The organism is Photobacterium sp. ABD4_091, assembly GCF_056160145.1.
In genome coordinates this window covers 1,329,021-1,342,144 of the sequence record NZ_JBSWWQ010000002.1, presented here as the reverse complement: position 1 = coordinate 1,342,144, position 13,124 = coordinate 1,329,021, and the positions used below count along the sequence as shown (strand labels likewise).

Sequence of the window (13,124 nt, the reverse complement as noted above, 5' to 3'; positions counted from 1 at the left end):
TTGAACAGCATGATTGAAAAAGCCAGCGCTAATCAAGGAGAGATGGATGCTAGGAAAACATCAAGAAGCTTATGGGGCATTTTACCGTTCGACGCATAATAATGAACACTTGGATACAAAAACGGAGCTATTGGTAGGGCTTGCTGCTGCAATGGCAATGAACTGCTTGCCATGTACTAACTATTATCTGAAGCAGGCAAAAAAAGCAGGGATCACCCAAGGTGAAGTGTCTGATGTGACAGCCAAGGTCATGGCGGTTTCTGCTGGGCAGAAGAAGCTTCAGTTGCAGGAAGTACTCGAGCGCTATGATATTGATTTGAGCAGTTTTGCCAAATAGCCTGGCGAGCATCTGAAAAGCAGGCGACTGAATAAATGTCGCCTGCTATTTTACTTACTCCTCATCCGTCCAGACATTTTTTAAATCCGGCCAAGCCCAATCGGTCATTGATACCCCTTGCAAAACCCCTTGCCATCTCAGGGTTTGCCGGTGATGGAATAATGGTACTAACCAGTTTTCATACTGCATGGATGTTCCGATTGATTCCAGCTGTTCTAAATAGTCTTTAACTTCGCACCGTCCACGAATTTGGTTCAACTGTTGGTGAAGCCAGCTTTGCGCCTCGGACGATAGACCGCTGTGCAAGATGGTATTGGAGTAAAACCAGCGGAAAACTGAAATCGGTAGGTTGTCGTCAACATTGAAGCTGGCAATGATAATGCTCTCCTCTAGCTCACCTTTATCCGCACGTTCATGAAACTCGGCAAAAGGATACACATTGACCTTACTGGCAATACCCATATGGTTTAGTTGATTGCTGAGTGCTCTAGCGCAGTCGAGGATGACCGTATGGTCATAGGCTGCGATATTAATCTGGCATGGAAGATCTGCTTCTTCCCCTTGAAATGGCTGAGTTTTGATCCAGCTTGGCAATAAGCTATAGGCTGGCTGCGAGGCTAAAAGTAGTTCAGATAAGCCGTCTTGCGTTAACACTAGTTCAGGAGAGAGAACCTTACTTAGGTATCTTCTCTGAATGCTGTTTAGAGGTTTTTCGCCGTTGTTTTCGTTGCTGTTCATATTAAACAGTAAAAACAAACACCCGTTTTCGATGCGTGATTGCGTGCTGTTTCCTTCGGAATCAACCGTTTCTAATAATTGCCTTGGGTGCGATTGCTTTTCGCCGGGATCATTCAGTTCGCTGCGCCCAAACTGGATCCGCTCACTTGGAGTTTGGGCAAATTGCCAAATAGTGACCGTATCGGTCAAAGAGCGAAGTGAGAAGTAGTGTTCAAATGCCTGGAGGCGAAGGCGTTTGTCTGACTGCTCGATGACCTGAAAGGGGCCACAGCCATCGACTGTCATTCTTGAACCATTGTGAAGCTGCGCTGGTGGTTGAATGGAATAGCGCAGATCAGAAAGCAGAGCAGCAAAGCCAAGGTCAGGGGTGCTTAGCTCGAAGGTGACAGACTGATGCGAGGCCGTCACTTTGATGACATGGGCAAGCTCTTGTTGGTATTCCGGCAAGCTTTGCAATTGGGTAAATAACTCACAAATCAACTTGGCATTAATGGGGGTGTTGGAATGAAATTGCAATTGTGGCCGGATATAAAATCGCCATTGGGTTGCCTCTTCGTTGTGCTGCCAATGATGGGCTAGCTGGGGGCGGACGCGGCCAGATTTATCGCAGGATGTCAGGCATGCATAGACTTGCCTAACTAAAAAGCGTTCGCTGTTGCGTAGGGGTTTATGCGGCAACAAGTGGCTGAATATACGCTGGTATGTCAACTGAATATGAAGTTGGCCTTCACGTAAGGTCGCCCCAGAAGTTTGTTGTAGCAAGGCACTGAATCGGCTTTGGTCACCTTGCACCAAATCCATAGCTTTCTCATACTGCCCATTTGCAATCAAACCTTTTGCAAGCGCCTGCTGGAGCTCATTGAGTGAATAATGGAGCTGTAACACCGAGCGTTGGTTGCGGCCTACCTTTGGTGTCCAGCTTAACCATCCTCGTTCCTGCAATGCTTGTAGCAGCGTTCGGCTGTGCCTTGGTGTAGTGCACAGCACTTCCGCAACGTCGGCAAGCGACACCAGAATGTCTTGCTTAGTGCCAAACGACAATAATCGACAGTAATATTGAAATGCTCTTTGGTCTTTCATTAACTTCACTTCAAACTAGGAACGAAAGGCTTCGAAATTTTCCTTATTTTAATGTTTGAAATACTGTGGCGCGAGTAATCTGCTCGATTTAGTCAATTTAGGGAAAATATCTGAGTGAAATGCACTCTTTTTCTTTTCCTTATATTTGAAGATACTGGTTCTATACCTAAGTGACGGCACGGGTATGGTTTCAGTTGAAAGTATTGTCTAAACAGAGGTTTCTATGACGCAGTTTCCGAATGATTTTCTATGGGGTGGGGCAATTGCTGCCAACCAGGTTGAAGGTGCTTATAATCTTGATGGCAAAGGGTTATCGACGTCGGACATGCTGCCTTCAGGTATTTTGAGCCCTCACCAAACTCGGGAAGCGCGAACTGCGGGTATTAAGGATGTCGCAATCGATTTTTACCACCGTTACCCGGAAGATATTTCCCTGTTCAAGGAGATGGGCTTCAATTGCCTGCGCCTGTCTATAGCATGGAGCCGGATTTTCCCAAATGGTGATGAGCAAGAGCCAAATGAAGCCGGTTTGGCCTACTATGACCGCATTTTTGACGAACTTGCCAAGCACAAAATCACACCGTTTGTGACGCTTTCCCACTATGAAATGCCTTACGCACTGGTGGAAAACTACGGTGGTTGGGCTGACCGTAAACTGATTGAGTTCTTTGAGCGCTACGTGACGGCGGTGTTCGAGCGTTACAAAGACAAAGTGAAGCTATGGCTGACATTCAATGAGATCAACATGTCTTTGCATGCGCCGTTCACAGGGGTGGGCTTACAGGAAGACGCCAATGAGCAGGAAATCTATCAGGCTATCCACCACCAACTTGTCGCTAATGCAAAAGCGGTAAAACAGTGCCAGACGATTATCCCTGACGGCAAAATCGGTAACATGCTGCTAGGCGCAATCAACTATCCGTATACCTGTAACCCGGATGATGTTATCGCCGCCATGCATGAGAATAACAAGTGGCTGTTCTTTGGCGATGTACAAACCCGCGGCAAATACCCTGGCTATATGCTGCGCTACTTCCGTGAAAATAACATTGAAATAGCAATGGAGGAGGGCGACTTAGAAGCCATTTCTCAGGCCTCTGTCGACTTCATTTCATTTAGCTATTATGCCAGTGGCTGCGCCAGTGCTGACCCTAAACAAAAAGAGGTGGGTAACATTGTCGATAGTGTGCCAAACCCTTACCTAGAAAAAAGCCAGTGGGGGTGGCTCATCGACCCTAAGGGGCTGCGTATCCTACTGAACTTCTTGTACGACCGGTACCAGAAACCGCTGTTTATCGTTGAAAATGGCTTAGGTGCCCGTGATGAAGTTGATGAGAACGGTGAGATCCATGATGACTATCGTATCCAGTATCTGAATGATCACTTGGTACAAGCGCGAGAAGCCTTATTGGACGGTGTCGAACTGATGGGGTTCACCAGCTGGGGGCCAATTGACTTGGTCGCCAACTCTACTGCCGAAATGAGCAAGCGTTATGGTTTTATCTATGTTGACCGTCATGATGACGGCACGGGAACGTTAGAGCGTAAGCGCAAGAAGAGTTTTAGCTGGTACCAGGAAGTGATCAGCACTCAGGGCCGCTCATTGAAATAGGTGGTTTAGGTAGCCTCTAATACAACAGAGCCTCCAATACAAAAAAGCTTCCATTACAACAAAGCCTCACATTGTAGTGAGGCTTTGTGCTTTTAGGATTACTTGGTGAGATCCAAGTCTACCCAAACCATGCGGTGGTCAGAAGACACTGACTTGCTGTGTGGGTAATCCTTGTTAAGCGATTCGTCGAACACTAGGTGATAACCTTCTTGGCCTTCAGCTGGCCAGAACACGCCAGAGCCGTTGATATCCAGTGTCGCAGACGGAATAACGTAATCCAGGCGCAAACCGCTCGTACTGGTAATGTTCAGTGGATGAGGGGTTTTAACGTTATCCTGCTTGCAAATTTTGCTTTCTAGGCAGTATTGGCCGCCCTCGCTGGATGGCGCTGTGCCTCCAGTTGTCGCATTAATGTTTACCAATGGGTTTTCTAGTAGCTGGGCTATCACTTCTTGGTCACCGTCGCCCATCTTGTGGTCAGCGTTTAGGTCACCGGCAATGACAAAGTTGCTGCCTGATTCCAAACCGCCTTTTTTACCATTGTCGTCATAGAAGTAGGTTTCTGAGGCAATGTAGTCATTCCAGAACTGTAGCTCTGCACGGTTACGCTCGGTATTGTGCTTGGCGGCGTTGTCGAAAATAGGTGGTGCAGGGTGTGAAACCAAGAAGTGCACCACTTCGCTTTCACCGTTAGCCTGAGGAATAATCACTGGAATATCGGCATGGTTTTTTGAAGAAAGCGGGAACTCAGCCCAAGCTTCATCACTGTACCAAGCATCGCCGCATTTCTTACCTTCTGGTAGCTCAACATCGCAATTTACAATTTCGATGTTTTTCTCACCCGGCATATCTTTCCATTTGAAGTTTTGGAAAGTACGCACGTTAGCTTCGTCAATTTCAAACTGTGAGAAAACAGCAAAGGCGTACTGGCCGTGGTAGTTACCAAAGCCCCACGCATCATCACCTTTACCCGATGCTGAGCCATCAAGGTTCAGGTCATACTCACTAGGTAAACCAGTATTGGTGGCGATGTTTTTCTTGTAAGCAAAGAAAATTGGCTCTTCACCATTTTGCGAGTAGGCAAGGTAGTTATCCTGGAAACCATTTAGCGCATGCATATCTTCACCTTTGCCGTCGTTATTGAACTCGGCTAGGACAAAGGCATTTGGGCGAACGCGCTGGATAATCTCAGCAACATTTCGAATTTGGATGATTTTTTTTGCTTTTTCAAGATCATCGCCAGTCAGTGTGTTTGAGTTAAAGCCACGGACTAGCTGGTTTTGCTCTTTGTTACTTAGCGACATTTCTGACACTAAATCTTCGTATGAAGCACGATCAAAAGATAAGTTAAAAGTGGCAAATCGAGCTTCAGTGTACGTTTTAGCTGAATTATCGCTGTTACAGCCAGAAAGCGCGGCTAGAGCAATAGATGCTGCAATAAAAGTCTTCTTCATTGTCATTGTAGTTTTGTCGTTCAGAGCCAAATGAGTGACAAAGGCTAAAGAATCTTTTTGCTTGTATCTGTTGATTCTCAAATTTTTGTGAGCGAACTCAAATAATTTTTATGACTATGGTTGAAATACAATCAAGGTAATAAAAAGTAACCGATCGCTTGTTCAAAAAGTACCCGTAAAATCGTTTGCTTGCTCCTTTCAGCTAATAGCGTCGGATAATCGTGACTCTTGTGGCTTTAGTGACGTTTTTTTGACTTTACAAATTAAACCGCATATCGTATTGTTTGTTTGCGTTGATGCGGAGTCTAATGGCATGACGTTGGTTTAGAGACATCTTGGCAGATATAGCCATTAAGCGATGTAAAAAAGTAAAATTTTCAATAGCATTAAAATTGGGATATGCATTCCAATTGGCTAAACCTTACATGAATCAGACATAGAATTTACTTTTCCCTGAAGAAGTGAATCAGGACTGTGACATATTAAATCTCGATTTACTTGAAATAAAACCTACTGGTTACTTGTATGTGTGATTATTGCAATGGGCGTCTTGTTCAAGTTCGCCGTAATTGGATTCAAAGATTAAAGTTCAAATCAATATGGAAATGCGTTGACTGTGGGAAGGAGAAAAGGTTATGAAAGACAAGAAATTAGTTCGTGAGATAATAAAGTCTAAGTCATTGACTCTGCTGGTGAAAACTAGAAGTAAGTATATGCCTAAAAAGCAGAAAAATGATATTTCATAGAGTTGTTGAGTTTGCGCCACATAAAAATTGACCCACATAAGAGTCATTAATACGGTTGTGAGAAAAGAGCATAATCAGTATTATAATAACAAACGATAGACCTTGTTTATTTAATACAAACCTTCAACTGTCACATTTTTCATTGCTCATAAGTATTACAATTCATTGGCTTTCTCTACACGAGAAAGCCAATGAATAACAATGATAATAATGAGAACGGAGGAATATATGACAATAGGGAGATACCTACGTTGGAAAGATGAGCATGGTGACGAATTCAGGCCAGTCTCTTTGAGCGGTACAGAATTACTCAATGACCGTACTTTGAATAAAAGCACCGCATTCACCTATGAAGAAAGGGAAGCCTTTCAGTTGGAAGGTTTACTGCCACCACGCGTCCAGACCTTTGAAGATCAACTGAACCGAGTCTACGACGGGTTTCGCAATGCTTCTACGGATATTGAAAAATACCTCTTCTTGCGTGCCTTGCAAGACCGTAACGAAACCTTGTTCTATGCCTTACTCTCGAGGCACATAGAAGAAATGACCCCCATTATCTATACCCCAACAGTGGGTAAGGCATGCCAGGAATTCAGCCACCGTTACCAAAAAGCCCGTGGACTCTACATCACCCAAGATAATGTCGAGAATATGGATGAACTGGCTCGTCATTTTACGGGCAAAGATATCAAAATTATCGTAGTGACTGATAGCCAGGGTATCTTGGGTCTCGGAGACCAAGGCGTGGGGGGCATGGGTATTCCCATTGGGAAGCTGTCTTTGTATACCTTGGGGGCAGGTATACACCCAGCCCATTGCTTGCCGATTGCACTGGATATTGGGACGGATAACCAAGATTTACTTGATGACCCAATGTATTTGGGGGTTTCGCAACGTCGTTTGAAAGGTGAGGCGTACAAAGACTTTATCAAAAAGTTCGTCCACCAAGTGAAGCGCAATTTCCCTAAAGCGGTTCTTCAATGGGAAGATTTCAGTAAGTCCAATGCTTTTGACAACCTCAATGATTACGAAGAGTTTTTGCCGTCATTTAACGACGATATTCAGGGAACGGGCTCTGTCGTACTGGCTGGTATTTTGGGAGCAGCCAAAATAAAAGGCGAATCATTAGCCGATCAAAGCTATGTCGTTTATGGCGCAGGGGCTGGCGGGGTAGGCGTTGCCGATCAAATTTTTGCCGGCTTGCTTAAGGAAGGCTGTTCACATGCCGTCGCCCGGGACAGGCTCTTTATTCTCGACTCTCAAGGCCTGGTATTTGATGATCGTGAAGGCTTGGACGAGTACAAGAAGCGCTATGCGAAACCAAGATCGCTGGCTGAGGGCTGGGCAGTTGCAGAAGTTGGCAAAGTATCTTTGACTGAATTGATTGATAACTACCCTGTGACTGTTCTGCTTGGGACAAGCGGTATTGGTGGTGCTTTCAAGGAAGAGCATATTCAGAAAATGATGGAGTATACCCGGCGGCCAATGATCTTCCCGCTATCGAACCCCACTGCAAACTGTGAGGTACTGCCGGAAGATATCTATCGTTGGAGTGATGGACAAGCAATCGTTGCGACCGGAAGCCCGTTTGGTGATGTGGACTACAATGGCCAGTCATTCCGTATTGGCCAGGGAAATAATGTGTTTATTTTCCCGGGGGTTGGTCTAGCAGCGATTGTATCGCAGACCCGAAAAGTAACATTGGATATGTTTACTACCGCATCTTACGCTTTGGCAGAAAAGGTAGCAGATGAAGATTTGGCTGCCGGTTGTGTTTACCCTAAGATCAGTGACTTGAAGCAAGTCTCATTGCATGTCGCAACCCGCATTCTTGATGATATGAAGGCCAAAGACCCTAACTGCGACCTAGCGGGTAAGGATATTGCCCATGAACTGGCCGAGCATATTTGGGAGCCGATTTACTTGCCATACCGCCGAGTTTAACTCGCATTGAATATTGCCCGGCTTGTGCCGGGCTTTTTACATTTTACGCCAAAGATTTAGCATTTCGGGTCACTTTTCCAGAAGCTGATCTGTCTCTTAACAGTTTCTGAACCAGTAGGGTTAAGATGTTGTTAGAGGTTGATTTTTTCAACCATATCAAGCGAGTGGCAATAAAGGAGGTTCGTTATGCTTATGTCGTGCTTTCTATCTAAATTAAAGCAGCTTTTCGTGATATCGTTTTTGGCAGTCTCTGGCATTGGGCTGTGGTTGATGATGATGTTTTACATCTTCAGGCTAGCTGTGTAAGTGAGTGAATCCCCGAAGCTAGACCTGCTGGCGATGGCGCTGTGCCCATAACCCAATAACGATGAAAACTGCTGTGATCACCAGGATAAGCCAGTGATTGGTTAGCTGGCTTAGCTGCCTGGACAATAATGGTGCCGTAGTGACAATCAGCAAGCCGTAACCAAAGGCATTGATCAAAATAAAAATCATCGTCCTGATGATAAAGTTGGTGCCGATAAGCTGCTTTCGCATAAATCGGTTGATATCAGCGGCAAACATTACCAGTAAGCAGGTGATGGTTGCTGTGGCAATGTCGTCAATCCAAGGGCGGATCCCGTTGCCAATATCGGTAATTAATGAAGTAATAAATTCCATGGGATTATAACCAGCTATCGCTTTCAGGCTTTTTGCCTTTAGCGGTTTTGTCATGTTGAACGTTCACTGGCTTTAAGCGACCGATATTGTGTGAGGGTTAAATCAGAAAGTCTCTCCTACCACACAAAGTCCCTTACTAAGGGTATAATACCTCCAGAACCCTATATTTATTGATTGTTATGATTGAGATTTCCAATTCAGTTCAACTTGGTGACTGGGAGGTTGAACTGACGGCGATCCGTGCCCAAGGCGCGGGCGGGCAGAATGTCAACAAAGTTTCCTCTGCTATACACCTTCGCTTTGATATTGCCCGCTCTTCATTGCCGCCGTTTTATAAAGAGAGGCTGCTGGCCTTGTCGGATAGCCGGATATCAAAAGATGGGGTGATTATTATTAAGGCCCAGCAGTATCGTACTCAAGAGCAGAACCGCGAAGATGCCGTGGAACGGCTGGTGGCATTGATAAAATCGGCTGTCGTGCAACAAAAGAAGCGCCGGGAAACCAAGCCAACCCGCTCCTCTCAGAGAAAAAGGATGGACAAGAAAGCACAGCGAGGCCAAACAAAAGTACTACGCGGTAAAGTGAAGTTTTGACTTGTATTGCAAAATCAATGTTTAACACTAATGTTGTATTTTAATTAGCGTTACATTTGAAAGCCTACGTTGTTCTATGGAGATAGGGATGTCTGATAATAAAACCCAAAAACTGTTGCAATTGTTTTACCGTGAATCTGAACGAGTCAGGCTATTGGATCTCAATAACTTACCTACGCCGGATAACAAAGAGCAGGACGCGCTGCAGGTATGGCTGGCTGGTAAACGTGATTTCTCCCTTTCAGAGCTGACCCAGCAGCACTGGATAAAAACGTGTACCGCAGGTTATACCACTGAATTGCTGCTTCATCCGAATGGCAGCTTGGAAGAGTTCACCTTATTTAGAAGGCAGAAAACCACAGGCGAATGGCAGTTGGTTAACGGTATGCTGGAGTTGACCATCTACAAAGATGACAACCGCTATACCAGCACGGTTGTCGCTAACCAAAACAGCAGTATTCACTCTGCTATCGAGTGCAAAAACGGCCAGCTTCATGCTTATTTGAAATTGGCACAGACACGCCCGCAAGTGGTATAACGCCGTAAGTGTTGGCTCGACCAGTATCGTGTTAGCCAGTAAATATGCATTTTTTCTGGAAAAGTACCAGTGAAGCTGGTATCAGTGAATCTAATATAGTTATTGATTAAGGCGAGTCTGAACCAAAATGACAGGGACGAACACATTGAACAAAGTCGCTATAGTTGGCGGAACCCACGGAAATGAATTTAGCGGCATTTACTTACTACGCAAATGGCGTGAAGCGCCACAGCTGATTGAGCGCGAGAGCTTTGCAGTTGAAACTGTTTTTGCCAACCCTAAGGCGTTCGAAGAGAACAAACGTTACCTCGATTGCGATATGAACCGTCAGTTTGGTAGCGACGATCTCAACAACCCAGAGTTGGCGAATTATGAGCAAAGCCGCGCCAAAGCGATCAACGCCCAGCTGGGGCCCAAAGGCAATGCCCAAACTGATTTTATTATTGACCTGCATAATACGACCAGCAATATGGGGCCATCGCTGATCTTGCTGCAGACTGATACCTTCAACCGCCAGCTTGGTGCCTATGTCTCGGCCAAAATGCCGGATGCCTTTATCGTGCTGGAAGATCATGTCGCTGTTCATGAGCATTGTTTCCTTAGCTCCATCACAGAACAGGGCGTGATTGTCGAAATTGGCCCGCAGCCACAGTCTGTTATTCGCCAGGATGTACTGGATTGGATGGAAGAGATGACTGGTCATATTTTGGATTTCGTAGACCTTCACAACCGCAACGCTCTCCCAGAGCTTCCAGCCAGTTATGATGCTTACAAATACCATGAAACATTGAAGCTGCCTGAGAATGAGCAAGGCGAGCGAATTGGTATGGTTCACCGTGATGTCCAGGATGCCGACTTTAAAGTGCTGCGTCATGGCGATCCCATTTTTACCTTGTTTGATGGCCAGGAAATCTACTGGGATGGGGATTACGAAGCGTATCCGCATTTCATCAATGAAGCGGCCTATTACGATAACAACCTAGCGATGTCGTTGGCGAAGAAAGTCGCTGTTACCGTTTAGTTGCTCCTTTGAGTTGTTTAGAAACCGCCTGCTCTGCAGGCGGTTTTTTTATAAATGGTGTAATTATTTTGTTGTTAGTGACAAAAAATTGACTTGATGGTCATTATAGGGATGGCGTACTATATGCGGGTTCATGGAAGGCACAAGTATTTAGGATTTGACTTCAACATAAATTACAAATAGTTAGGTGTTAAAATGTGTCAGCGTTGCAATATTCAGATGGTCAAAATGCATCGCACTTGGTGGCAAAAGCTCAAGTACAAATCGTTATGGAAGTGCCCACAATGCGGCGATTCCATGTCAATCTCATAGTACGTTTAATTGATTTGATGAAAAAAGCCGTAGCGAAAAGCCACGGCTTTCTTGGTTGTGCGCCGAGCATGGCGTTGATCTAGGAGGTGAAAGTCCTCTACGGGCTCAGTCGAGCGAGAACCGTTAGCCTATGCAAGGGTGTTCACCGTGAGGTGAAATCTGAAGGAAGCAAATGGCAAAACTTGGTTGTGACGAACAGAAACCTGATAGTAGGCCTATGCAACTTGGGTAACCTAGCAATAGATAGAATAGCCCAATGCCTCGACGGGAAGTGTGTATAGGTAAATCAGGCACGACCAAGCGAAAGAACAACGCCTTACCTCGGGAGATCTTATCGCTTGTCTCAGATGAGACTAACGCAGTTGTGATGCTGCGTGACGGGTGGTAAGAAGTCAGCAGAAGGCATAGTACCTTGAGGAAGTACAACTCAAGGGAAGGCCTGAACTGAATATATCAAGAAGCAGTCACTAGACACTCAATCATGTGGAGTCATAGCAAGATGAAACCCATCTCTACGTCCCAATGGGCGATACCGCAAGTAAAGCTCATGGAAACGAAGAATGACAAGCATGGTCGGCGTAGACAGGAGGACGAGTCTTGGTGACCTCAACTTCGTTGATGGAGCAAATCTGCTCCTCAACTAACTTGAATCACGCTCTTAGACGCGTGAAGAAGAACAAAGGATGCGCAGGTGTCGATAAACTCGATATTGATGCGACCATCTCAATGCTTCGACAAGCTTCAAACGGGCAAGTGCTTCGCCAGAGTCTTCTGGATGGAAGCTATCAACCTCATCCCGTTCTTGGTGTAGAAATCCCTAAACCTCGTGGTGGCGTTAGGCAACTGGGTATCCCAACAGTCCTTGATCGAGTAGTCCAATAGGCTATCACCTCAGTCCTGTCAGATATCTATGAACCTAAGTTCTCCAATAGCAGTTATGGATTTAGACCCAACCGCAGTGCTCATCATGCACTCGCGGCAGCGAGTTGCTATATCCGAGAAGGGCGAGGTTATGTAGTAGATATTGACCTAGCGAAATACTTCGACACAGTGAATCACGATAGACTGATGCACAGACTGTCACAGGATGTTGCTGATAAACGAGTGTTGAAGCTCATCAGGTCATATCTACAGGCAGGCATAATGCGAAACGGGTTAGTTGAACAGAGACAACGAGGCACACCACAGGGTGGGCCATTATCTCCGTTACTATCCAATATCGTATTAGATGAACTGGATAAAGAGTTAGAGCGTAGAGGGCATAAGTTCTGTCGATATGCAGACGACTGCCAAATCTACGTGCGTAGTGAGGAAGCCGCTCATCGAGTGAAAGAGTCGATAACGGAGTTCTTGGAGCAGAAACTGAAACTCACGGTAAACCGAGAGAAAAGCGCAGCGACAAGAGTGACAGAGCGGACTTACCTAAGCCATCGCTTCCAGATAAATGGAATTATCCATATATCGAAGTCAGCGCAAGCTCAAATGAAGAAGCAAGTGCGGCGGATAACGAAGCGAAACCGAGGCCGAGAGCCGAAGGTTATCATAACCGAGCTAACTCAATACCTAAGAGGTTGGCAACACTACTTCAAACTCGCCATACGGAAAAGCAGCATGCAGCGCTTGGACGCATGGACACGGCGACGTCTAAGGTGCTACCGGCTAAAGCAGCGCAAACGTAGATACGGCATAGCGACATGGTTACAGCAACAAGGTGTAACAGAGCGAAATGCGTGGAAGGTAGCGATGTCAGATAAAGGTTGGTGGCACTTGGCATTAACGCCGCAGGTGAATCACGCTATGCCAACAACATGGTTCAAGGAGTTGGGTCTGTACTCGTTGCGAGATGGGTACGAGTCACTGAAAGTATATTCGGAACCGCCGTATGCGACTCACGCTTGTACGGTGGTGTGAGAGGACGGAGGCCGCCTCCTACTCGATTAATTTCATGTGGTTAAATGATGAATATCTAACTCTCTGCTTGTAATACATTACATTTGGCTTATCTTAAGATATCCAAAGTTTCTTACAATTTATGTGCAGAATAAATTGATAAGCTGTACTTATTAGGTATTCTTATGTCGCATCTTAA

At 45.6% G+C, this 13,124-nt stretch carries 10 protein-coding genes and 1 pseudogene; 8 read left to right on the top strand and 3 right to left on the bottom strand.

The genetic code is table 11. The features are described 5' to 3' along the window. Positions 1–46 precede the first annotated feature (46 nt). Complete coding sequence (locus ACXAGQ_RS20475; protein ID WP_475256352.1) at positions 47–337, top strand: carboxymuconolactone decarboxylase family protein; 291 nt, start codon at positions 47–49, stop codon at positions 335–337. A 54-nt stretch (positions 338–391) separates the two neighbouring features. Here ACXAGQ_RS20475 and ACXAGQ_RS20470 read toward each other — a convergent pair whose 3' ends face one another. Next, positions 392–2,155 (bottom strand): SgrR family transcriptional regulator, encoded by a 1,764-nt coding sequence (locus tag ACXAGQ_RS20470; RefSeq protein WP_475256350.1) that lies wholly within the window; start codon positions 2,153–2,155, stop codon positions 392–394. 223 nt (positions 2,156–2,378) lie between these two features. On the opposite strand from ACXAGQ_RS20470, the gene ACXAGQ_RS20465 reads away from it, so the two are divergent. Continuing rightward, positions 2,379–3,767 (top strand): glycoside hydrolase family 1 protein, encoded by a 1,389-nt coding sequence (locus ACXAGQ_RS20465; protein WP_475256349.1) that lies wholly within the window; start codon positions 2,379–2,381, stop codon positions 3,765–3,767. Between the two features lie 98 nt (positions 3,768–3,865). Here ACXAGQ_RS20465 and ACXAGQ_RS20460 read toward each other — a convergent pair whose 3' ends face one another. Continuing rightward, positions 3,866–5,221: an endonuclease/exonuclease/phosphatase family protein gene (locus ACXAGQ_RS20460; protein WP_475256347.1), complete on the bottom strand. Its 1,356-nt coding sequence runs from the start codon at positions 5,219–5,221 to the stop codon at positions 3,866–3,868. Positions 5,222–6,195: 974 nt separating this feature from the next. Between ACXAGQ_RS20460 and ACXAGQ_RS20455 the strand changes: the two genes are divergently transcribed. After that, complete coding sequence (locus ACXAGQ_RS20455; protein ID WP_475256346.1) at positions 6,196–7,911, top strand: NAD-dependent malic enzyme; 1,716 nt, start codon at positions 6,196–6,198, stop codon at positions 7,909–7,911. Positions 7,912–8,235: 324 nt separating this feature from the next. On the opposite strand, the gene ACXAGQ_RS20450 is transcribed toward ACXAGQ_RS20455, so the two are convergent. After that, positions 8,236–8,571: a DUF3392 domain-containing protein gene (locus tag ACXAGQ_RS20450; protein WP_475256345.1), complete on the bottom strand. Its 336-nt coding sequence runs from the start codon at positions 8,569–8,571 to the stop codon at positions 8,236–8,238. 179 nt (positions 8,572–8,750) lie between these two features. On the opposite strand from ACXAGQ_RS20450, the gene arfB reads away from it, so the two are divergent. From arfB to ltrA, 5 genes and pseudogenes are all read left to right on the top strand, one after another. Beyond that, complete coding sequence (gene arfB, locus ACXAGQ_RS20445) at positions 8,751–9,164, top strand: alternative ribosome rescue aminoacyl-tRNA hydrolase ArfB (protein WP_475256344.1); 414 nt, start codon at positions 8,751–8,753, stop codon at positions 9,162–9,164. A gap of 88 nt (positions 9,165–9,252) precedes the next feature. After that, entirely contained in the window at positions 9,253–9,702 is a 450-nt protein-coding gene (locus ACXAGQ_RS20440) for a hypothetical protein (protein ID WP_475256343.1), read from the top strand. A gap of 127 nt (positions 9,703–9,829) precedes the next feature. Continuing rightward, on the top strand, positions 9,830–10,723 hold the full coding sequence (locus ACXAGQ_RS20435) for an aspartoacylase (protein ID WP_475256342.1): 894 nt from the start codon (positions 9,830–9,832) through the stop codon (positions 10,721–10,723). A 197-nt stretch (positions 10,724–10,920) separates the two neighbouring features. Continuing rightward, positions 10,921–11,118: a hypothetical protein gene (locus ACXAGQ_RS20430; protein WP_475256341.1), complete on the top strand. Its 198-nt coding sequence runs from the start codon at positions 10,921–10,923 to the stop codon at positions 11,116–11,118. A 535-nt stretch (positions 11,119–11,653) separates the two neighbouring features. Then, positions 11,654–12,946 (top strand): annotated as a pseudogene (ltrA, locus tag ACXAGQ_RS20425) (group II intron reverse transcriptase/maturase). Positions 12,947–13,124 lie beyond the last annotated feature (178 nt).

Bases quoted from the DNA above. Each gene is read 5' to 3' on its own strand.
- ACXAGQ_RS20450 (WP_475256345.1), bottom strand. From the start codon at position 8,571: ATGGAATTTATTACTTCATTAATTACCGATATTGGCAACGGGATCCGC.
- ACXAGQ_RS20455 (WP_475256346.1), top strand. From the start codon at position 6,196: ATGACAATAGGGAGATACCTACGTTGGAAAGATGAGCATGGTGACGAA.
- ACXAGQ_RS20435 (WP_475256342.1), top strand. From the start codon at position 9,830: ATGACAGGGACGAACACATTGAACAAAGTCGCTATAGTTGGCGGAACC.
- ACXAGQ_RS20470 (WP_475256350.1), bottom strand. From the start codon at position 2,155: ATGAAAGACCAAAGAGCATTTCAATATTACTGTCGATTATTGTCGTTT.
- ACXAGQ_RS20475 (WP_475256352.1), top strand. From the start codon at position 47: ATGCTAGGAAAACATCAAGAAGCTTATGGGGCATTTTACCGTTCGACG.
- ACXAGQ_RS20460 (WP_475256347.1), bottom strand. From the start codon at position 5,221: ATGAAGAAGACTTTTATTGCAGCATCTATTGCTCTAGCCGCGCTTTCT.
- arfB (WP_475256344.1), top strand. From the start codon at position 8,751: ATGATTGAGATTTCCAATTCAGTTCAACTTGGTGACTGGGAGGTTGAA.
- ACXAGQ_RS20440 (WP_475256343.1), top strand. From the start codon at position 9,253: ATGTCTGATAATAAAACCCAAAAACTGTTGCAATTGTTTTACCGTGAA.
- ACXAGQ_RS20465 (WP_475256349.1), top strand. From the start codon at position 2,379: ATGACGCAGTTTCCGAATGATTTTCTATGGGGTGGGGCAATTGCTGCC.